At 69.5% G+C, this 19,767-nt stretch carries 19 protein-coding genes; 6 read left to right on the top strand and 13 right to left on the bottom strand.

Annotated elements, in window-relative coordinates; all coding sequences use genetic code 11:
* Window position 1: 1 nt before the first annotated feature.
* The 3 genes from AB0B89_RS04630 to sppA all read left to right on the top strand — a co-directional run bounded on the left by AB0B89_RS04630 (window position 2) and on the right by sppA (window position 4,759).
* Window positions 2-541, top strand: a complete 540-nt coding sequence (locus tag AB0B89_RS04630) for a hypothetical protein (RefSeq protein WP_358548084.1) — start codon at window positions 2-4, stop codon at window positions 539-541.
* Between the two features lie 161 nt (window positions 542-702).
* On the top strand, window positions 703-2,952 hold the full coding sequence (gene glgB / locus AB0B89_RS04625) for a 1,4-alpha-glucan branching protein GlgB (protein ID WP_358548123.1): 2,250 nt from the start codon (window positions 703-705) through the stop codon (window positions 2,950-2,952).
* Window positions 2,953-3,067: 115 nt separating this feature from the next.
* Window positions 3,068-4,759, top strand: coding sequence for a signal peptide peptidase SppA (gene sppA, locus AB0B89_RS04620; RefSeq protein WP_358548081.1), 1,692 nt, complete (start codon window positions 3,068-3,070; stop codon window positions 4,757-4,759).
* A gap of 212 nt (window positions 4,760-4,971) precedes the next feature.
* Here the strand turns inward: sppA and AB0B89_RS04615 are convergent, their stop codons facing one another.
* A complete protein-coding gene (locus tag AB0B89_RS04615) occupies window positions 4,972-5,382 on the bottom strand; it encodes a cupin domain-containing protein (RefSeq protein ID WP_358548078.1) in 411 nt (136 codons plus the stop codon).
* Window positions 5,383-5,442: 60 nt separating this feature from the next.
* On the opposite strand from AB0B89_RS04615, the gene AB0B89_RS04610 reads away from it, so the two are divergent.
* Window positions 5,443-6,039, top strand: a complete 597-nt coding sequence (locus tag AB0B89_RS04610) for a MarR family winged helix-turn-helix transcriptional regulator (RefSeq protein WP_358548075.1) — start codon at window positions 5,443-5,445, stop codon at window positions 6,037-6,039.
* A 145-nt stretch (window positions 6,040-6,184) separates the two neighbouring features.
* Here AB0B89_RS04610 and AB0B89_RS04605 read toward each other — a convergent pair whose 3' ends face one another.
* The 5 genes from AB0B89_RS04605 to AB0B89_RS04585 form a co-directional block, all read right to left on the bottom strand.
* Window positions 6,185-7,078: a maleylpyruvate isomerase N-terminal domain-containing protein gene (locus tag AB0B89_RS04605; RefSeq protein WP_358548071.1), complete on the bottom strand. Its 894-nt coding sequence runs from the start codon at window positions 7,076-7,078 to the stop codon at window positions 6,185-6,187.
* Between the two features lie 192 nt (window positions 7,079-7,270).
* On the bottom strand, window positions 7,271-7,750 hold the full coding sequence (locus AB0B89_RS04600) for a flavin reductase family protein (RefSeq protein WP_358548068.1): 480 nt from the start codon (window positions 7,748-7,750) through the stop codon (window positions 7,271-7,273).
* A 471-nt stretch (window positions 7,751-8,221) separates the two neighbouring features.
* Window positions 8,222-8,581 carry a hypothetical protein gene (locus AB0B89_RS04595; RefSeq protein WP_358548065.1) on the bottom strand — a complete coding sequence of 120 codons (360 nt, stop codon included), beginning with the start codon at window positions 8,579-8,581 and terminating at the stop codon, window positions 8,222-8,224.
* Window positions 8,578-8,823: a hypothetical protein gene (locus tag AB0B89_RS04590; RefSeq protein WP_358548062.1), complete on the bottom strand. Its 246-nt coding sequence runs from the start codon at window positions 8,821-8,823 to the stop codon at window positions 8,578-8,580. The genes AB0B89_RS04595 and AB0B89_RS04590 overlap by 4 nt, the downstream gene beginning before the upstream one ends.
* 257 nt (window positions 8,824-9,080) lie before the next feature.
* On the bottom strand, window positions 9,081-9,722 hold the full coding sequence (locus AB0B89_RS04585; protein ID WP_358548059.1) for a hypothetical protein: 642 nt from the start codon (window positions 9,720-9,722) through the stop codon (window positions 9,081-9,083).
* Window positions 9,723-10,242: 520 nt separating this feature from the next.
* Here AB0B89_RS04585 and AB0B89_RS04580 point away from each other — a divergent pair.
* The gene (locus AB0B89_RS04580; RefSeq protein WP_358548056.1) at window positions 10,243-11,550 is read left to right on the top strand and encodes a CocE/NonD family hydrolase C-terminal non-catalytic domain-containing protein; all 1,308 of its coding nucleotides are present in this window, start codon (window positions 10,243-10,245) and stop codon (window positions 11,548-11,550) included.
* Window positions 11,551-11,635: 85 nt separating this feature from the next.
* Here the strand turns inward: AB0B89_RS04580 and AB0B89_RS04575 are convergent, their stop codons facing one another.
* Genes AB0B89_RS04575 through AB0B89_RS04560 form a run of 4 tightly spaced genes read right to left on the bottom strand, consistent with a single transcriptional unit; the run spans window position 11,636 to window position 14,964 of the window.
* A complete protein-coding gene (locus tag AB0B89_RS04575) occupies window positions 11,636-12,547 on the bottom strand; it encodes an ABC transporter substrate-binding protein (RefSeq protein ID WP_358548053.1) in 912 nt (303 codons plus the stop codon).
* A 44-nt stretch (window positions 12,548-12,591) separates the two neighbouring features.
* A complete protein-coding gene (locus AB0B89_RS04570; RefSeq protein ID WP_358548050.1) occupies window positions 12,592-13,263 on the bottom strand; it encodes an ABC transporter permease in 672 nt (223 codons plus the stop codon).
* Window positions 13,260-13,925 (bottom strand): ABC transporter permease, encoded by a 666-nt coding sequence (locus tag AB0B89_RS04565; protein WP_358548047.1) that lies wholly within the window; start codon window positions 13,923-13,925, stop codon window positions 13,260-13,262. The genes AB0B89_RS04570 and AB0B89_RS04565 overlap by 4 nt, the downstream gene beginning before the upstream one ends.
* Window positions 13,918-14,964, bottom strand: a complete 1,047-nt coding sequence (locus tag AB0B89_RS04560) for an ABC transporter ATP-binding protein (RefSeq protein ID WP_358548044.1) — start codon at window positions 14,962-14,964, stop codon at window positions 13,918-13,920. The genes AB0B89_RS04565 and AB0B89_RS04560 overlap by 8 nt, the downstream gene beginning before the upstream one ends.
* A gap of 377 nt (window positions 14,965-15,341) precedes the next feature.
* Between AB0B89_RS04560 and AB0B89_RS04555 the strand changes: the two genes are divergently transcribed.
* Entirely contained in the window at window positions 15,342-17,054 is a 1,713-nt protein-coding gene (locus tag AB0B89_RS04555; protein WP_358548041.1) for a hypothetical protein, read from the top strand.
* Window positions 17,055-17,161: 107 nt separating this feature from the next.
* On the opposite strand, the gene AB0B89_RS04550 is transcribed toward AB0B89_RS04555, so the two are convergent.
* The 3 genes from AB0B89_RS04550 to AB0B89_RS04540 all read right to left on the bottom strand — a co-directional run bounded on the left by AB0B89_RS04550 (window position 17,162) and on the right by AB0B89_RS04540 (window position 19,755).
* The gene (locus AB0B89_RS04550) at window positions 17,162-18,334 is read right to left on the bottom strand and encodes a lipid-transfer protein (protein ID WP_358548038.1); all 1,173 of its coding nucleotides are present in this window, start codon (window positions 18,332-18,334) and stop codon (window positions 17,162-17,164) included.
* Window positions 18,335-18,397: 63 nt separating this feature from the next.
* Window positions 18,398-18,805, bottom strand: coding sequence for a MaoC/PaaZ C-terminal domain-containing protein (locus AB0B89_RS04545; protein WP_358548035.1), 408 nt, complete (start codon window positions 18,803-18,805; stop codon window positions 18,398-18,400).
* Window positions 18,805-19,755: a bifunctional MaoC family dehydratase N-terminal/OB-fold nucleic acid binding domain-containing protein gene (locus AB0B89_RS04540; protein ID WP_358548032.1), complete on the bottom strand. Its 951-nt coding sequence runs from the start codon at window positions 19,753-19,755 to the stop codon at window positions 18,805-18,807. Before AB0B89_RS04540 ends, AB0B89_RS04545 begins: the two co-directional genes overlap by 1 nt.
* Between the last annotated feature and the right edge of the window lie 12 nt (window positions 19,756-19,767).

Here is a 19,767-nt window from a genome sequence, read left to right as displayed (position 1 = left end):
GATGGATCGAAGGCGGCTCGCGGTCACGCTCGCGGCGGCGGGCGCCACCCTGTCCGCGGTGATGGGCGCGGTCATGACGGTGGCGCTGGTCTGGCCGGGGCGGCACGAGACCCCCGCGCCACCCGCCGGCGCCGGGCACGACACCGCGTACAAGGATGATCCCGGCACCCGCCACCGGGACGAGACCCGTGCCCGGCGGCGCGAGGACGAGACCCGGGGCCTGCCCTCCCCGAGCACCACCCCCGGCGATCCCGCCACGTCACCCGCCCCCACCAGGTGGGAGGAGGCCCGAGCCGCCGAGTTGCTGCTCGCCGATCCCGTGCTCGGCCAGAGGGTGCGCGACGCGTACGCCAGGGCGGCGGGCAGGCCGCCGGCGTCCGCCGCCGACCTGCGCGTACGTTCCCTGGTCTTCCGGCGGCACGGCTGCGAGACCCGCCGTTGCCTCCAGCTCTTCGTGTGGTTCCCGGGCGGCGAGCAGCTCGACATCGGCCGGATCATCGTCGGCATGCCCGAGGGCAGCGTCCACGTGCTGAAGTGGTGATACCGCCTGAAGTGGGCGGACGCAGCCATCCGTGACCCCGCGAGGTGCACGTTTGCCGTCCCCATGGTGTGATCCGGGCAACAACATGGGTTGGCCCCGCGATGTGGGGCAGGGTTAGCTCATAAAAGCAATCACGGTGCCGAGGAGCGGTGAGCGATCTGATGAACGCGGACCTGGACCTGAACCGGCTGGCCGGCGGCGCGCACCACGATCCACACTCGATCCTGGGCGCGCACCTTTCCCCCGACGGTCTGACCGTACGGGCGCTCAAGCCACTCGCCGAGAGAGTCGAGCTGGTGCTGGAGGACAGCACCCACGAAATGCCCCACGAGGCCCACGGCGTCTTCGGCGTGACGCTGCCCGGCGTGGACAAGATCCCCGCCTACCGGCTGCGGGTGACCTACCCGGGCGCCGAGACGTACGAGACGGGTGATCCGTACCGGCACTGGCCCACCCTGGGCGAGGTCGACCTGCACCTGATCGGCGAGGGCCGCCACGAGCGCCTGTGGGAGGTGCTCGGGGCCCGGGTCATGCGGCACGACGACGAGGACGGCACGGCCTTCGCCGTCTGGGCGCCGAACGCGCTCGGCGTCCGCGTGGAGGGCGGCTTCAACCACTGGAACGGCTCGGGCCATCCGATGCGGTCCCTCGGCCGGTCCGGGGTGTGGGAGGTGTTCATCCCGGGTGTCGGGGTGGGCGAGCACTACAAGTTCTCGATCCTGGGCGCCGACGCCGTCTGGCGGTCCAAGGCCGACCCGATGGCCCGGCGCACCGAGCGTCCGCCGGCGACCGCGTCGATCGTCGACGGGTCCGCGTACACGTGGCAGGACGACGAGTGGATGCGCCGGCGCGCCGAGACGAACGCGATGGGGGCGCCGATGAGCGCCTACGAGGTACACCTCGGCTCGTGGCGTCCCGGCCTGACCTACAAGGAGCTGGCGACCCAGCTCGTCGACTACGTCAAGGACATGGGCTTCACGCACGTGGAGTTCCTGCCGGTGGCCGAGCACCCGTTCGGCGGCTCCTGGGGCTACCAGGTCACCTCCTACTACGCACCCACCTCGCGTTTCGGCAGCCCCGACGAGTTCCGCCACCTCGTCGACAAGCTGCACGAGGCCGGCATCGGCGTGCTTCTCGACTGGGTGCCCGCCCACTTCCCCATGGACGCGTGGGCGCTGGCCCGGTTCGACGGCACGCCCCTGTACGAGCACGCCGACCCGAGGCGCGGCGAACACCCCGAATGGGGGACGTACATCTTCGACTTCGGCCGCCGGGAGGTCCGCAACTTCCTGGTCGCGAACGCGGTCTACTGGCTCAAGGAGTTCCACATCGACGGCCTGCGCGTGGACGCGGTGGCCTCGATGCTGTACCTGGACTACTCCCGTCGCCACGGCGAGTGGACGCCCAACGTCTACGGCGGGCGCGAGAACCTGGACGCCGTGGAGTTCCTCAAGGAGATGAACTCCGTGGCCTACCGCGAGGCGCCCGGCATCGTCACGATCGCCGAGGAGTCGACCGCGTGGCCCGGCGTCTCCCGGCCCGTACACCTGGGCGGGCTCGGGTTCGGCTTCAAGTGGAACATGGGCTGGATGCACGACACCCTGGCCTACCTCCACCACGAGCCGGTGTTCCGCCAGTACCACCATCACCAGATGACGTTCTCGCTGATGTACGCGTACTCGGAGAACTTCGTGCTGCCCCTCTCCCATGACGAGGTGGTGCACGGCAAGGGCTCGCTGCTCGGCAAGATGCCCGGCGACGAGTGGCAGCGCTTCGCCAACCTGCGGGCCCTGTTCGCGTTCATGTGGGCGCATCCCGGCAAGAAGCTGCTGTTCATGGGCGGCGAGTTCGCCCAGGGCTCCGAGTGGTCCGAGGAGCGCGGCCTCGACTGGTGGCTGCTCGACTTCGAGCCCCACCAGGGCATGCAGCAGTTGGTCCGCGACCTCAACCGCGTGTACACCGAGACGCCCGCGTTGCACTCGCAGGACCACTCGCCGAGGGGCTTCCAGTGGATCGACGCCGACGACGCCTCGGGGAACGTCTTCTCCTTCCTGCGTCACGGCGACGACGGGTCGATGGTGGCCTGCGTGGCGAACTTCTCGGGGCAGCCGCACGAGGACTACGTGATCGGCCTGCCCGCCGGGGGCCGCTGGGACGAGGTGATCAACACCGACGCCTACAACTACTACGGCAGCGGGGTGGGCAACCTCGGCTCCGTGGACGCCGTCGAGGAGCCCTGGCACGGCCTGCCGTACTCCACCCGTCTCCGGGTCCCACCCCTCGGCGCCCTCTGGCTCCGCTACTCCGGCCCTCCCCTGACGGAGACCACATCCGAAGCCACGGAGGCACAGGCCGTCCCGTTCAGCGCGCTCCCCGCCGACGAGCCGCGGCCCGTACTTGAATCTCCGTGACGCCAGTGCACCGATGGGCTCCCGGGACCTCGGTGCACTGACGCCGGCGCAAGACGGCGCGACCAGACGCGGAAGCACGCGCCTGTTGGGCCGGAACGTCGCCTAGGGTGTCGCTATGGACGCGACGAAAGCGATCTTGGACACGGTGGACCGGTTCCGGCAGCGGCGCACCGCCCCCCTGGTTCTGGAGTTGGATCTGACCGAGGGGCTCACGGAGGGCCCGCCGTCCGATCCGCTCAGCGCCGTCCTCGCCATGCGCAGGACCCGGCTCGCCGACGTGCTGGAGGGGCTGCGCCGTGCACGCAGGGATCCCCGGGTCAAGGGCCTCGTCGTCAAGCTCGGCGGACGGCCCATGGGGCTGGCCATGGTGCAGGAGCTGCGCACCGCCGTCGTCCAGCTCCGGGCCGCCGGCAAGCTGACGGTGGCCTACGCCGAGACGTTCGGCGAGTTCGGCGCGGGCACCGTGCCGTACTACCTGGCCAGCGCCTTCGAGAAGATCTACCTGCAACCGTCGGGCGACGTCGGGCTCACCGGCATCTCGATGGAGCAGCGTTTCGTGAAGAACGCGCTCTCGAAGATCGGTGTCGACTACCAGATCGGCCAGCGGCACGAGTACAAGACCGCGGCCAACATGTTCACCCAAGATCACATGACCGAGGCGCACCGCGAGTCGGCCGCCCGCATCGCCGAGTCCGTCATCGAGCAGATCGTGTCCGGCATCGCCGACGGGCGCGGCCTGCCTCCCGAGCGCGTGCGCGAGCTCATCGACCAGGGGCCGTTCATCGGGCCGGAGGCGCTTTCCGCCGGGCTGGTCGACAAGCTCGCCTACCGCGACGAGGTGTACGACGAGGTCCGCGACGAGGGCGACCTGCTGCTGTTCGTCTCGCGGTACGCCAAGGGCGCCCTCACCAGGAAGCTCCCGCATCCGGGCGAGCGGGTCATCGCGCTCATCCACGGCAACGGCATGATCCGCCTCGGCCGCAGCGGTCGCAGCCCGCTCGGCGGCGGGGGCGCCATGGGGTCCGACACGATCTGCGCGGCCTTCCGTGCCGCCCGCCGCGACGACAACGTCAAGGCGATCGTGTTCCGCGTCGACAGCCCCGGCGGGTCGTACGTCGCCTCGGACGCCGTCTGGCGTGAGGTCGTGCTCGCCCGCAGGTCAGGCAAGCCGGTGATCATCTCGATGGGCGACCTCGCCGCGTCGGGCGGATACTTCGTCTCCATGGCCGCCGACGTCATCGTCGCCCAGCCCGGCACGCTGACCGGCTCGATCGGCGTGTTCGGCGGCAAGCCGGCGGTGGGCGAGCTGCTCGGCCGCATCGGCGTCACCTCCGAGTCGGTCGACGTGGGCGTCAACTCGGGGATGTTCTCCCCGAGCCGGGCCTACTCCGAGCCGCAGTGGGAGCGGGTCAACGCCTGGCTCGACCGCATCTACGACGACTTCGTTGGCAAGGTCGCCCAGGGCCGTGGCATCGACCGCGACCGCGCTCACGAACTGGCGCGCGGCCGTGTCTGGACGGGTGCCGACGCCTTCGCCGGTGGCCTGGTCGACGAGCTGGGCGGCCTGGAGGACGCTCTGGCGCTGGCCCGCAGCAGGGTCAACCTGCCCAAGGACGCCCCGGTGCGCTCGTATCCGCGCATGCACCCCCTGGAGCGGCTCCGCCCGCCGGACTCAAGCGACGACAAGGCCGCCGCCCTGAGCCAGATCCGCCTGGAAGCCTGGGGCCCCCTCACCCACCTGGCCACCCAACTAGGACTCCCGGCGTACGGCCCCCTGATCCTCCCCGGCTGGTGGTCGATCCACTGACCTACCGCGCCGCCCCCCTGAGACGACGCCCGCCCCTCCGCCAACGGCCAACCCACTGACCAGGCCCGCCGCGCCTGCCTAGGACGGTGCCCGCCCACCCCATCCGCCACCGGTGCTGCCAAGAACCGGCGCCGGTACGGCGGGGTGAGGGGCTGTGAAGTCGGCGCCGGTTGCGGCGGGTGACCGGCGTACGGGTGGTTCCTGGATGCTTGTCACGCCACCCAGGCGGGCACGAGCTTGTCGCCGTCGGGCAGGGCGCACGCGGGTGCGACGTCGATGGGACCGTCGGGGGTGTACGCCCGGCTGCCGGCCGGCGCGGCGACGATCGCGGTCATGCCGTCCTCGCCCGCGAAGACCTGGCGGCGCACGTCGGCGGGTATGACCAGGGTGTCCCCCGGCTCCATGTCCAGCTTCTCTCCGTCGAGCACGACGGTCGTGGCTCCGGACAGGAACGTCCACACCTGCTCGGTGTCGAAGGCGTGGAGGGGGCCCGTCTGACCGGAACGCATGTCCACGCGCCATACGGACAGGCCCGCCCCTCCCTGCGTGGGCGAGGCGAACGTGGTCATGACGGCGTTGGGGGTCTCGGTTACGCGGCTTTCGGCGTTGCGGATGATGGGCATCGCGAACATCTCCTACAATGGACAATGTGGTTGTCTATATAGTGAACGAGGTTGTCCATCGTGTCAACTGAGCCCCCGCGCGCCGGATCGGCCACGGCCCTCACCGGCGGCAAGGTCGAAGCTCCCTCGGAGGCCGAGACGTCGCCCTCCCCCCGGGCCGAGGTGCCACCCGCCCCTCCCCGGGCCGAGGTGCCGCCCGCGCCTCCCGGGTTCGAGCTGCCCCTGCGACTGTTCCTGGGGTTCCGCGTCCTCATCGACGAGTTGCATGCCGAACTCGCGCGCCAGGGCCACCCCGACGTGCGGCCGATGCACGGGTTCGTCATGCAGGCCATCGGCACGCGTGGCATGACGGCGGCGGACCTGGGGCGCAGGCTCGGAGTCTCCAAGCAGGCGGCGGGCAAGACGATCGACGCGCTCGAACGCATCGGCTACGTCGAGCGCGGCACCGACCCGAACGACGCCCGGCGCAAGGTCGTACGGCTCACCGAGCGCGGCGTCGACAGTCTCCTCCGATCAGCCCGCATCTTCGACGAGCTCCGGGCCGGCTGGGCCGAGACCCTCGGCGAGGACCGCCTCCGCGCCCTCGAATCCGACCTCCGCCTTGTGACCCCACCCGACTTCTTCCGCCTGGACATCCCTGGCTGGTTCGGCGGCTGACGGCGGACTCGATCACAACCCTGCGGGCTCCGCCGGTCGGCGGTGTGAGCCGGCGAGGGAGCGGATGGTGATGTTGATGCGGTATCCAGATTCAGCGAGATCAAGGGGCTCGGACACCCTGAGCAAACAGGTCGCCGCCTCCGCGCTAGGCGCCGACGGGCTCGTCAGCGGAGCGCGGTCGCGCGTTGGTCGGCAGGCGCACCGTACGGAGGAACGCCGGCAGCAGCCACGGGCGGCGGCCCCACACGGCCAGCTTGCCGGTGACCACGGCTCGCGTCCGCCCGATCCGGCCGAACAGCATCAGGTTGAGCGCGGCCGGATCGAAGTACAGGTGGACGTCGGTGTCCGGGCCGGGCTGTTCGATCGACACTCGCCCATCGCGCAGGACCAGGGTCACGGGGGTCGTGTACCTGGAGTGGAACCGGACGGCGATGCGCCGGTCGAGGGCAGGCTCGCCCGTGTCCAGCAGCCGCCCCACGTCCCCCTGGATCATCCCGACGAGGAACAGGTCGAAGAAGAGTGCGGCCTCCCTCGGCGGCATCACCCAGCGCGTCCGCGTCACGGAGGCGATGTCCCATCCGTGGACCAGCAGCTCGTTCACCAGATGGGCGAGCACCCCGGCGAGGGGAACCCGGGAGTCGCCGAGCCAGATGACCGGCCGCGCCGGGTCGAGGCCCTCGGTCACCCGCAGGATCTCGTCGATGGAGGTCCGCAGCAGATGGGCCAGCCTGTGCTGATCCCGCTCAGGGAAGAGCCCCAGAGCCACGTCGTTGACATCGCTGACGGTGTCCACGGTGGTGGCCAGCAGCGCGTCCTTGATGGTGGGGAACGGGTGGGGACCGTTGTCGAACCTCAGCATGGATCCGTACCACCGGGCGATTGAGGCCACGTGGGCGGCGCTCTCCACGACGGTCCATTCACGAGTCGCCATGGCGTGCGGCTCGCGGGCGGAGGCCACCATCTCGGCGAACCGGCCACCGGCTTCCCTGAGAGACACGCGCACCGCGTCCCACTGGCCTCGCGTGATGGGTGTGACCACTTGCCCTCCACGGAACCTCGTCCAAGACCACCGCGGCACCTGTCGCAGCCGAACCGCCCGGCGTCCGGCACCGCGCTCCCGCCCGCCTCACGGCAGAGCCCCGGCCAAGCTAACACCCGGCCCCGAAACCATGGTTCTTCTCATGTGCGCTCTGACGCTGGAAGCGACCTGAGCCACCGGTTCCGAAGCGCGTCAGTTGACCGGACGGTAGCGGCCGCGCATGCGTGCGAGGGGCGGGAGCGAGGGGTCGACGTAGTCGACGGCGAGGACCTGGGCGAGGAAGAGGGTGTGGTCTCCGGCCGGGATCACCCGGGCGGTCTCGGCCTCCAGCGCGGCCACGCCGCCGTCCACGATGAAGGCCTCGGTCCGCGCGCCCCGGTGGTGGGGCGTCCCGGCGAGCAGCAGGCGCGCGCTGGGACGGCCCGGAGTGGCGAACCGGCTGGCGATCACGGCCTGGCCGCCGGACAGCAGGCTCGCCGCCCAGAGGTCCTGGCGGAGCAGTACTTCACAGAGGTAGCCGGAGGAGATGAGGCTCAGCATGACCATCGGCGGATCGGCCGACAGGGAGGAGAAGGTGGTGACCGTCGTGCCGATGTCATCGCGCTCATCGTGCACGGTGACCACGGCCACCCCCGCGACGAGCTGCCTCATCGCCTCCGTGAACTCGTTCATGGCCCCCACTCCTACCACCGATCACCCCAGCGCGCCGCCCCGCCTCCGGAGCCGCGGATCGGGTCGTACAGAACAGCCTCATGCCGGAAAGTCCGGAGCTACGTGCTGGGGATGTTCTCGTAGCATGCATGCGGCCACGAGTAGGTGGACGATGACCCGTTGTGTGAATCAGTCCGGCGACTAATCAATCTGTTTGACCTGAGGGGTTGCTGGAGGACGGTGCGCCTCTTGACGAGCACGACTCGGAGATACAAGACCTCGTCGTGTTGGTACGAGGAAACGAAGTGATCACCGCAGAGTGTCGTCGCCGCGGTCTTTGATCGTTGGTTCGGCGAGTCATTTTGGACGGCCCACCGGCCGACTGAGGTAGACCAGGTCGCCACAGAGCTGGAGTCAATGCGCCGAGGGCTCCAAAGCCAGCTCAGTCGATAGCCTTTCCGCCATCGACCGAGCCGCTCTGAGGTCTGAAAGTCAACCTGCCCTGAGGAACTGCTCGAAGGCTTCTCGAGCCAGCGCGGAGACCGTCTTGCCCTCTTTTTCGGCGCGAGCCTTCGCGCGTTCGCGCAATTCCTCGGGTACCCGGAACGAGACCTTCGGTGAGTGCGTGCCCTCGCCCGTCAGTGACGGACGCCCGCCACGACCGGTCGGTACGGGCACACGACCCTCGTCGATCGCCCGGTGAACGTCAGCGATCGCGTCATCAACGTACTCGTCGGTGATCCGGTTGCCCTTGCTGTCGTAGATCTCTTCGAGGTCACTGTCGATTTCGGAGTCGTGGTCCAGGACCAGTTCGATGTCTTCGGGTGGCCAGGCTGCCTCGTGCTCGGTCATGGCTTCTTCCTCCTCAGCGCGGTCGGCATCACATGGATGATCACTAGGTACTTGTCCGTGAGGATGCCGATCACTTCCAGTTCGATGCCCCGATCGTCCTGGCCGATCCACACCCATCGGTCCTCTAGGCCCGGGTCGGCTGCCGGAACGATAGCCGGCGGTCCAGACCGGATCACATGAAGGGCATGCGCCCGCCCGATGCGGTGCTTCCGTGCCGACCGGTAGAAGCGCAACTTCTTCATACCCATATTATGTCAGACACAACCAGGCTTGTTGGGTCGATCAGACGGCAGAAGAACGTCTCAGCACGCCCGTGGCGTGCCCGTTGTGATGGTGATCAAGGCGAACAGGGGGAGCGATCAACGGCTCGACGTGGAAGGCGCGTCATATAGGAGGAATGGCCCGCCGTACGAGATGCTCTCGAACGGCGGTGACGAAACTGCCAGGCTCACCTGGTCGCCGTGGACCATGCCGGCGTACGGGGGCACCGTCGGTCGTGTCACTCTGAGGGCAGTACGTATCGCCAGGTGACGGCGAAGGGGCGGCCCTGGTGGTCGCGGTAGACGGGCCAGGCTCCGGCTTGCCGCGCGCGTGTGAACACGCGGCGGGCGTCCGCCGCCTGGGTGCCTTTCAGGATCTTCTCGAAGCCGCCCTCGTCCGAGGCGGACGGCTCCGGAATCGAGGAGGGCCACTTCTCGCCGGTCTGCCCGGGGCGGGGCTGCGCGATCAGGCGTACCCGGTCGGTCGTGTAGGGGCTTCCCTCGCGGTTCACCCGGTCGGCCAGCGCGCCCAGCAGGTCACGCGCGTCGTACAGCCCATCGGCATAGCCGCGATCGGAGCGGGTCTCGTCGAGGGCGTACGCGGTCACCGTATGCATCGCACCGTCGACCTGGACGCCCAGCACGACAGTGCGGGCGTCGGCGATCTGGGACACCCCGGCCGGGTCGGCGGTGGCGGGTTGTGAGGCCAGGTCCGCGCGGAGCGCGCGGAGGAGATCGGTGAGTTCGCTCGCCTTCAGGGAAAGGCCGCGGTCGGCGTCGGCGACCACCAGGCCGTCGCCGAAGACGGCGAGGGCGGGGGGATCGCTCTTACTCATTCGGTTCCCGGCGAACCCGCCGTAGGTGTTCCACAGCGCGACCATCTGGCGACCGGTCGCGGGTCGCGGGCTTTCCCCGCCCTCAGATGCGGGGCTTTCCCCGCTCGATGTCACCGGCCCCGGGGTCCCCCCGCTCGATGTCGCGGGTGCGGGGCTTTCCCCGCTCGATGTCGCGGGTGCGGGAGTTTCACCGCTCGACGTCGGCGGTGCCGGGGGTTGTTCGCCCGGCGTCGGGGAGCACCCGGCGAGGGTCAGGACGGTCATGGCCGCGGCCATCGTGGTGGCGCGAATGCGATTCATTGTGAACGCGTCCAGGGTGGGAGGGCAGGCGGTGATCGTCGAGGGGCTTCGACAGCCAGGCTAACACCGCCCGTTTTCAACCTGAATCGCGCAAGGCGACAGGTCCCCATCACCGTGAAGAAGGCACCACGGCAGCTCGCGGGCAGGCGAATGATATATCACATACCAGGACCAAGGTGATGTCGAACGCATAAAGGGATCTTGCTGGCTTTATGGACACTCGTGGAGATTGTGGGTGTTTCCCCACACCCCCAGGAGACTTCGAGTGCCCCAGCTACGAGCAGTCCTTGCCTCCCTCGCCCTGGTCGTGGTGGTCGCCACGCCGGCCCAGGCGAGTGCCGACCCCTCCATCACCATCGCGCAGGGACGGACCCAACCGGTCTTCTCCTACGCCGACGCCGTCCGCGAGCACGTGTACGTCGAGTCGAGCGTCGACAGCGACTCCGACGGGAACCTGGACCGGGTCCGGGTCGCCTTCTGGGCCGAGCGCGACTACATCGCCGGCTCGCTGGCCGACGCCTCCAAGGTGCACGCCAGCGTCTTCGCCGTGCACACGGTCAACGACCTGAACGTCAAGCCGGACAACTTCTCCAAGTGGTGGCAGGCCCTGGCCGACAGGAAGGTGCCCCGGAAGATCTGGGTCGGGCAGTACCAGCACGTGGATCCCTTCGACTTCGACGGACGCCGCGACCTGTGGGTCGACACGCTGCACCGCTGGTTCGACTTCTGGTTGCTCGGCGTGCAGAACGGCATCATGCGCGAGCCCCGCGCCGACGTGCAGACCACCCCGACCGGCTGGATCACCCAGCCCGACTGGCCCGCGCCGCTCGCCGTGAAGATCCCCCTCCACCCCGCGGCGGACGGCTCGCTCGGGCTGCTCCCCGCCAAGAAGAACACGACGGCCACGTTCACCGACGTCCGCCAGTCCGAGGACGCGATGGTGGCCGACGTCGGCACCGACAAGCCGGGACGGGTGGCGTACACCACCGGTGCGCTGCCGGTGGACCTGCGCCTGTCCGGTACGCCCGTCGTGGACCTGCGCGTCGCCCTCGACAAGCCCACGTCGAACCTGACCGCGCTCATCGTCGACTTCGGCGAGGACACCCGGATCGACTGGCGCCGAGGGCAGGGTGTGACGACCCTGACCGAGGAGACCTGCCACGGCGAGAGCACGGCCTCCGACGACGGCTGCTACAGGAAGGTCGTCAACAACCTCGCCACCCGCCCGCTGGAGATCGTGGCACGCGGCTGGATCGACGTGCAGAACCGCGACTCGCTCAGTACGTCCTCACCGATGACCCCGGGTGAGTACGGCACGGTCAAGTGGGAGACCCTGCCGCAGGACTACGTCTTCAAGAAGGGTCACCGCCTGGGCTTCGTGATCGCCGGAACCGACTCGACCTACAGCGGCGAGAGGGCCACAGGCGCGAACGTCACCATCGACCTCAGCAAGAGCAAGGTGCAGTTCCCGCTCGCCCTCGGCTCCCTGCTGCTCGACCTGGCGAAGGACAAGGTCAAGTGGCACGGCCCGCAGCAGCAGAACCTGCCCGTGCCTGAGAACCGCCTCTACTGATGAACCGCCTCTACTGAACAGAAAGCCGGGGTCCGCACCTTCACGGTGCGGGCCCCGGCTCGCGTCGTGGCGGGCCTCGGCGAGGTCAGACGAGACCGTTCTGGGTGAGCCAGTCCTTGGCGACCGCGGGCGGGTCGTCCTTGTCGACGGCGACGCGCTTCATCAGGTCGACCAGCGCGTTCGTGTCGAGCTTGGCGGAGATGGCGTTCAGGGTCGTGCGCACGGTGTCGTCGGCGCCGGCCTTGTTGATCAGCGGCGTGACGTTCTGGGCGCTGAAGACGTTCTTCGGGTCCTGGAGCGACACAAGACCGTTGATCAGCAGCTTGGGGTCGGTGGTGAAGACGTTGCCGACCTGGATCGTGCCGCTCTTGAGCGCGTCGGCCGTGGTCGCGTCGGTCGGCTTCCACTCCTTGAACGTGAGACCGTACACGTCCTTGAACTGGGCCTCGCGGCGCTTCTTGAACTCGGGCGGGCCGCCCACGACGAAGTCCTTGGCGACCTTGGCCAGGTCCTCGATGGTCGTCAGGTTGTTCTTCGTGGCGGTCTCCTTGGAGACCGTCAATGAGTCGTTGTCCTGGGCGGTCGAGGAGTCGAGGAGCTCCAGCTCGGCGGGGAGCTTCGACTTGAGCTCGGTGTTGACGTCATCGGTGCTGGCCGCGGTGCTCTTGGGGTCGATGAAGCTGAGCAGGCCGCCGTTGTACTCGGGAAGCACGGTCAGCGCGCCGGTCTTGATCTGGTCGTAGTAGACCTCACGGCTGCCGATGTTGAACTTCTCCTCCACCTGCACGCCCTTGGCCGTGAGGGCCTGGGAGTAGATCGAGGCGAGCAGGACGTTCTCGGGGAAGTTGGCGGAACCGATGACGACCTTGGAGCCGCCACCGGAACCGGACGCGCTGGGGGCCGCGCTGACGCTGCTGGTCGTGTCGAGCGGGTCCCCGCCACCACACGCGCCTAGGGTGAACACCGCGGTCAGAGCGACCGCCGCGGTGGTGATCATTCGCCTCATTTAATTCCCTTCCAAATCAGGGGGTAATGTAGAGATTAGCGGACCCTCACGCGCTGGCTCACCCCGGGGGAGACCACCACGCGCTGCAGCAGCGAGAAGGCGAGCTGCACGATCAACGCCAGCACGGCGACGAGGACCGCTCCCCCGATCGTGCTCGGGAAGTCCTTGGTCGCCAGCCCGTCGATGATGTAACGGCCGAGCCCGCCCAGGCCGACGTACGCGGCGACGGTGGCCGTCGCGACCACCTGGATCGCCGCGACGCGCAGGCCGAGCAGGATCAGCGGCGACGCCACCGGGACGAGCACCTTCGTCAGCACCTGGCGGCCGCGCAGGCCCATGCCGTACGCCGCGTCGCGCAGGTCCTCGTCGACGCCCCGGATGCCCTCGTAGGTGTTGACCAGGATCGGGGGGATCGCGAGGGCCACCAGGGGGATCAGCACGGGCCAGGTCGTGCCGACCCCGGCCAGCAGCACGATCAGCACCACGAGGCCCAGGGTGGGCAGCGCGCGGGCGGCGTTCGCGGCGACCACGACGAGGACGGCGCCCCGCCGGGTGTGCCCGATCAGCAGGCCGAGCGGGATCGCGACGACCATCGACAGGAACAGCGCCACCACGGAGAACTCGATGTGCTCCAGGAGCCGGGTGGGGATGCCCCCGGGACCCGACCAGTTCGCCGCGTCGCCGAAGAAGTCGATCAGCCAGTTCATGTCGTCCTCCTCGCACGGGCCCAGGGGGTCAGCAGGCGTTGCGCGAGGACGATGAGGCCGTCGGCGAGCACGGCGAGCGCCACGACCAGCACGATGCCCACCACGATCGGCGTGTAGAACTGGCGCTGCCATCCGTCGATGAACAGGTAGCCGAGCCCGCCCCGCCCGACCAGCGCGCCGACGCTGACGAGGCTGATGCTGGACACCGTCGCCACCCGCAGGCCGGCGAGCACGACGGGCACCGCGATGGGCAGCTCGACCTGCAGCAGCCGCCGCAACGGCCCGAAGCCCATCGCCACGGCCGACTGGCGCACGTGGTCGGGCACCGCCCCGAGCCCGTCCACCACCGACGGGATCAGCACAGCGAGGGAGTAGAAGGTCAAGGGGATGATCACCGTGGCCCGCTCCGCCAGCCCGGTCAGCGGGATCAGCACGATGAAGACGGCCAGCGAGGGCAGCGAGTAGACGACGTTCATCAGGCCGACCGTGGGCTGGTAGAGCACGCGCCAGCGCGCGCTCGCGAGGCCCAGGGGCAGGGCGATGACCAGCCCCAGCAGCACCGGCACGACCGCCATGACGACGTGGTCGACGAGCAGCGTCTGGATGCTGGGCCAGTTGCGGCCGATCCAGTCCCAGCGGACCAGCGGCTCGCCGTCACCCATCGGCCACCCCCGTGCTCCGGATGAGGGCCGCGTCGAGCGCGTCCCTGGTGACGACCCCGGCGAACCTGCCGTCGCCGTCCACCGCGATCGCGCAGCCGGACGGCGCGAGCAGCGCCGCGTCGAGCGCGGCGCGCAAGGAGTCCTTCTTCAGGTCGAAGGTCCCGAACGGCTGGAGCCCGTTCACGCCGCCGGCGCCGTCCGCACGCCACCCGGTCGGCCGGTTGTCGTCGTCCAGGACCACCGACCAGCCGGCCACACCGGGCTCGGACCGCACCTCGATGCCGCTGGCCGGGACGAAGGACAGGCGCCGGATGCCGCGGTCCTTGCCAAGGAACCCCTCGACGAAGGCGTCGGCGGGCTCGGCGAGCAGGGTCGCGGGGTCGGCGATCTGCGCCAGGTGACCGCCGACGCGCAGCACCGCGACGGTGTCGCCCAGCTTGATCGCCTCGTCGATGTCGTGGGTCACGAACACGATCGTCTTCTGGAGCTCGGCCTGGAGCCGGAGCAGCTCGTCCTGCAGGCTGGTGCGCACGACGGGGTCCACAGCGCTGAACGGCTCGTCCATGAGCAGCACCGGTGGGTCGGCCGCGAGGGCCCTCGCCACCCCGACCCTCTGCTGCTGGCCGCCGGAGAGCTGGAAGGGGTAGCGCCCGGCCAGCTTGGTGTCGAGCCCGACGCGCTCAAGAAGCTCCATCGCCCGCTCGCGCGCCTTCTTCTTGTCCCATCCGAGCAGGTAGGGCACGGTGGCGACGTTGTCCACGATCTTGCGGTGCGGGAACAGGCCGGACTGCTGGATGACGTAGCCGATGCCCCTGCGCAGGGTCGGCGGGTCGATCTTCCGGATGTCCTGGTCGTCGAGGAGGATGCGCCCCTCGGTCGCGTCGATCATGCGGTTGATCATGCGCAACGACGTGGTCTTACCGCAGCCGGACGGCCCCACGAAGACGGTTATGGCCCCGGTGGGAACCTGGAGGTTGAGGTTGTCGACGGCTACCGTGCCGTCGCCATAGCGCTTGGTTACGCCTTCAAATGTGATCACGCACGACCTCGTGCTTCTCGGCCGGGACCGCGTGGCCCGGAATCGTCGAGTCGGCTGCGCGCAGCTACCACCCGCTCGGCAGCCCCCACGGTAGGTGACGGTCCGACCGCAGGTCCACTTGATCTTTCCCGACACACCCTATGGGGATCTTCAGCAATCTGTCCCAAGACAACCGTCATACCGACTTGTCAGCATTTCAGAAAGGTTCGAATGTTCGCTGTCCGGCCGCTTCTTCCTGGTACTTTCGCGATATCTATCAAAGTGGCATCGATTAGTGCGACTCCCCGGGAGGGCCTTGGCATGATTGGCTCCCCCTCCCTATCCCCCTCAGCCAGGCCAAACCTTCCAGCCCGCACGAGAATTCCAGAGGAGCGGTTGTGACTTCATCGCTCATCGATCAGCGCCCCAGGGGCGAGCTGGTCGCCGAGCTCTACGACCGTCACGCCGCCGGGTTGTTCGCGTACTGCCACGATCAGCTCGCCGACACCGCCTCCGCCGCCGACGCACTGACGGCCGTTCTCACCAATGTTCCGGTGGTGGAGCCCCCGCGCGCCGCGCTCTACGCGCTCGCGCGCCGTGAGATCTACCGGCGCGACGTCACCTACGTCCCGCCGTCGGTCGATCCCGTCGCCGACCCCGCGACCGCGCTGGTCGAGCGGGCTGTACGTGAGGTCCGCCCCCACCAGCGCGAGGTGCTCCTGCTGTCGGCGGTCTGCGGGCTGGACACGGCCGAGCTGGCCTGGGTCCTCGACGTCGCGGCCGACACCGCCGAGCAGCTTGAGCTCACCGCCCGCCAGCGGTTCACCCATTCCCTCGCCGCCGCCGTGACCGCCGCGCGGTCAGGAGCCGTCGTGCCGCCGCAGGTGGCCGAGGTGTACGCGGGCCTCGCGATCGGGCCCGCCGAGGATGCCCTGGCCCGGCTGCCCTGGCGCCGGCCGTCGGGGGCCCTGCGGGTGTCGATCCTCAGCGCGATCCCCGCAGAGACCGGTACGGCCGGCGGTGGCGCGCGATCGGCGAGCAAGCGGCTCTGGCCAACCACGCCCAGGTGGCCGCTGCCCCTCGCCGAGCCCGATCCCATCACCAACACCGGCGTCTTCCCCGCCAAGGAGCTGTCGCCTCCCGAGCCCGGCCGCGGATCCGGGCACGAGGCGACCACCGAGCCGATGCCGAGGATCCGGGCATCACGCCCCGGAGCACCGAACGGTCTCCCGAGATCCCGCCGCCGCCGGTCTGGTAAGTCCGCCCCGGCCCCTCTCGCCGCCCCGGTTCCCCTGACCGCTCCGGTTCCTCTGACCGCCCCGGTAACCCCGGAGACCCTTACGGTCCCGGAGACACTGGCAGTCCCAGAGACACGAGCGGTTTCCGAGGCATTGGCAGTCCCGGAGACACTCGCGGTCCCCGAGCCGACGGTCCGGGACGTACCGGCGGTCCCGGACGTGCTGACGGCCCCCGACGTGTTGGTCGCGGCGTCTGATCCGCCGACCGTCTTTCCCGACTCCCTGGTGGCGTCGACGGGGCCTGCGGCTCCCCCGCAGGACGGCGCTCCGGCCCTGGACGGCTCGTCACATACCGGGCGCGGCCCGGCGCCCGCGAAGTCGTCCTTCAGCGAGGCGCTGGCCACCAGGAACTGGCCCACCCTCCGGCGCACCTTCGCCACCACCGAAACGACCGGCGCCGAGACACGTACGTCCGCCGAGACACGTACGTCCGCCGAAACGCTCACGTCCGCTGAGACGCCTACCTCTACCGAGACGAGTGCGTCCACAGAGACCGCTGCCGGCGAAGGGTCCCCGGCGTCCGGCGACACGTCGCCGGCGGAGCCGGCCGAGCAGACCGTGGTGGACGGCCTGCCCACCCCGGACCCTGACCCCGAGCCCCCGACGGCCACGGCGGTGAGTGTGCCCAAGCGGGCCACGGCGGCGGGGAAGGAACCCGGGCAGGCGGCGCGGCCACACCGGCACGACCGGCCCAAGCCGATCAAGCTGGGCGAGCACCACTACGACTGGCTCTGGGAGCTGGCCGGGTTCATCCTCTGCGTCGCGATCGCGATGATCGTGTTCTTCGCGGTCCCCACGATCGTCACCCCCTGACCGACGTCCGGCCGACGTCACCCTCAGAGGCGTCACCGTCAGAGGGCTCACCTTCAGAGGGCTCACCGTCAGAGGCGTCTCCTTGGGAGACGTCGCCGGACGAGCGGTCAGTCCTGGGAGAGGATGAGGCCGCTTGTCGGGACGCCGGTGCCCGCGGTGACCAACACGTTCTGGACGCCGGGCACCTGGTTGACGGACGTTCCCCTGATCTGGCGCACGGCCTCGGCGATGCCGTTCATGCCGTGGATGTACGCCTCGCCGAGCTGCCCGCCGTGCGGGTTCACCGGCAGGTGACCGTCGATCTCGATGCCGCCGCCGGCGATGAAGTCCTTGGCCTCTCCCCTGCCGCAGAATCCCAGCTCCTCCAGCTGGCTCAGCACGAATGGCGTGAAGTGGTCGTAGAGAATGGCGGTCTGGATGTCATCAGGCAACATTCCCGACATCTCCCAGAGGCCGCGTCCCACCACCCCCATCTCCGGCAGGCCGGACATGTCATCGCGGTAGAAGCTCGTCATCATCATCTGCCCCGCCCCCGACCCCTGCGCGGCGGCAGTGACGATCGCCGGGGACCGCCGCAGGTCCCTCGCCCGCTCGGCCGAGGTGACGACCAGGGCCACGGCCCCGTCGCTCTCCTGGCAGCAGTCCAGCAGGTGCAGCGGTTCCACGATCCACTTCGACCGCTGGTGCTGCTCCAGGGTGATCGGCCTCTCGTAGAACCACGCCGCCGGGTTCGCGGCGGCGTGGCGGCGCATCGCCACCGCCACCCGGCCGAAGTCCTCCGAGGTCGCGCCGTACGTGTGCATGTACCGCTGGGCGAACATCGCGACCCAGGCGGCCGGCGTCATCAGCCCGTACGGCACGTGCCAGCTCATCTCCATGCCCTGCGACGAGGGCTCGCCGCCGAGCCGGGCGTCCGGCTGGCCGAACCTGCGCCCGGACCGCTCGTTGAAGGCCCGGTAGCAGACGACGGTGGACGCCACCCCGGTCGTGACGGCCATCGCGGCGTGCAGGACCGTCCCGCACGCGGCCCCTCCCCCGTAGTGGACCCGGGAGAAGAACGACAGGTCGCCGATCCCGACCTCGCGGGCGACCGAGATCTCCTGGTTGCTGTCCTGCGTGTAGGTGACCAGGCCGTCCACCTCGGACGGCGACAGCCCGGCGTCGTCGAGCGCGGCGAGGACGGCCTCGGCGGCGAGCTGGAGCTCCGAACGGCCGGAATCCTTGGAGAACTCGGTGGCGCCGACGCCCGCGACGGCCGTACGGCCGGAAAGCGAGTACACGTGATGTGCCCTTCTGATGGCGACCCTTGTGACAGCCCTGGCGACGTCTCCGCCGGCGGCGGCTCAGCCGGGGAGGAAGAAGCGGACGGTGCCGGTGGCGTGGTCGCCCAGGCTGACCGTGCCGCGCACGTCGACGGAGACCTCGCGGCCCTCGCGCGACGCGACCGTCCCGCTGAAGGTGATCGCGTCACCCGCGTACGCGGGCACGCCCAGCCGGACGTTGATGCCACGGATCAGCGCCTCGGGCCCGGCCCAGTCGGTGACGTAGCGCTCGACCAGCCCCATGGTCGTCAGGATGTTCAGGAAGATGTCCTTGGAGCCCTGAGCCTGCGCGATCTCCACATCGTGGTGTACGGGTGTGTAGTCCATGGTGGCCAGCGCCGTCGAGATGACCATCGTCGGGCTCAGCTCGACGCGCAGGAGCGGGAGCGCCGCCCCGCACTCGATCTCGTCTTCCGTCAATGTGCGCATCACGGCTCCCGGGGTTCCCACAACGGCAGGACGAGGTCGTCGTCCATCTCGCGGTATGTCACACGCACCGGCATACCGATACCCACCTTTTCTGGCGCGCATCCCACGACGTTGCCGACGATGCGCACACCTTCGAGTAGTTCGATCACGGCCACCACGAAAGGCGTCCGGATCCCGGGAACGGGCGGGTTGTGGTGGACGACGAAGCTGTAGACCTCGCCGAGCCCGCTCGCCACGGTGTACGACCGGTTGACCGACCGGCACGACGGGCAGACCGGCCCCGGCGGATGCCGCGGTTCGCCGCAGTCGCCGCATTTCTGGATCCGTAGCTCGCCTTGCCGCACACCCTCCCAGAAGAACGCCGTGTCCCTGTTGACGGCCGGCTTCAGGGGGTACGGCTCCCGCGCTTCGGGCGCTGCTTTCTTCTCCCGGGGGCGAAACTTCAGTACCCGGAACATCATTTCCGCCACCGGCTCGGCCTCGGAGTACCAGGTCACCACCCATGTCACGAAATATCCGACACCGAGGGCCGTGGTCTTCGGGCCCGACAGGCCCGTCATCCGGGTGGCGGGGGTGAGCCGCTCCCCCAGCCGCAGGTAGCGGTGGTGGGTCTGCTCGCAGTTGGTGGCCACGACCCCGGTGAAGCCGTCCTCGTCCAGCAGGGCGAGCACGCCGTCCACCGGGCTCGCCACGCCCTTGTCGCGCCGCAGCCCCGGCATCGTCCACACCTGGACCATCGCGGGCGGCGCGACGATCTCCCCGTGTACGCTCCCGGCGGCGAACTTCTCGTCGGTGTAGACGGGGTTGGCGTCCCCCATCGCGTCCGTCCAGTGGTGGATCATCGGCAGGTTCACCGGGTCGGTGGCGGCGACCCCCCGTACCTCACCCGCCGCGATCTGCCGCTCCGCCAGGGCGGTCAGCCGCTCGTGGACGCTCGACTCAACCGTCACTGTCTCTCCTCA

It is taken from the genome of Sphaerisporangium sp. NPDC049002 (assembly GCF_040649355.1).
Taxonomy (GTDB): Bacteria; Actinomycetota; Actinomycetes; order Streptosporangiales; family Streptosporangiaceae; genus Sphaerisporangium.
The sequence above is the reverse complement of the archived record's forward strand: the minus strand, read 5'-3'. Positions and strand labels throughout refer to the sequence as shown.

What these genes read in the sequence shown, in the direction of transcription:
- sppA (WP_358548081.1), top strand. Translation starts at nt 3,068, where the DNA reads ATGGACGCGACGAAAGCGATCTTGGACACGGTGGACCGGTTCCGGCAG.
- AB0B89_RS04595 (WP_358548065.1), bottom strand. Translation starts at nt 8,581, where the DNA reads ATGACCGAGCACGAGGCAGCCTGGCCACCCGAAGACATCGAACTGGTC.
- AB0B89_RS04545 (WP_358548035.1), bottom strand. Translation starts at nt 18,805, where the DNA reads ATGCGCACATTGACGGAAGACGAGATCGAGTGCGGGGCGGCGCTCCCG.
- AB0B89_RS04575 (WP_358548053.1), bottom strand. Translation starts at nt 12,547, where the DNA reads ATGATCACCACCGCGGCGGTCGCTCTGACCGCGGTGTTCACCCTAGGC.
- glgB (WP_358548123.1), top strand. Translation starts at nt 703, where the DNA reads ATGAACGCGGACCTGGACCTGAACCGGCTGGCCGGCGGCGCGCACCAC.
- AB0B89_RS04630 (WP_358548084.1), top strand. Translation starts at nt 2, where the DNA reads ATGGATCGAAGGCGGCTCGCGGTCACGCTCGCGGCGGCGGGCGCCACC.
- AB0B89_RS04585 (WP_358548059.1), bottom strand. Translation starts at nt 9,722, where the DNA reads ATGGTCGCGCTGTGGAACACCTACGGCGGGTTCGCCGGGAACCGAATG.
- AB0B89_RS04570 (WP_358548050.1), bottom strand. Translation starts at nt 13,263, where the DNA reads ATGAACTGGCTGATCGACTTCTTCGGCGACGCGGCGAACTGGTCGGGT.
- AB0B89_RS04565 (WP_358548047.1), bottom strand. Translation starts at nt 13,925, where the DNA reads ATGGGTGACGGCGAGCCGCTGGTCCGCTGGGACTGGATCGGCCGCAAC.
- AB0B89_RS04615 (WP_358548078.1), bottom strand. Translation starts at nt 5,382, where the DNA reads ATGCCCATCATCCGCAACGCCGAAAGCCGCGTAACCGAGACCCCCAAC.
- AB0B89_RS04590 (WP_358548062.1), bottom strand. Translation starts at nt 8,823, where the DNA reads ATGAAGAAGTTGCGCTTCTACCGGTCGGCACGGAAGCACCGCATCGGG.
- AB0B89_RS04600 (WP_358548068.1), bottom strand. Translation starts at nt 7,750, where the DNA reads ATGAACGAGTTCACGGAGGCGATGAGGCAGCTCGTCGCGGGGGTGGCC.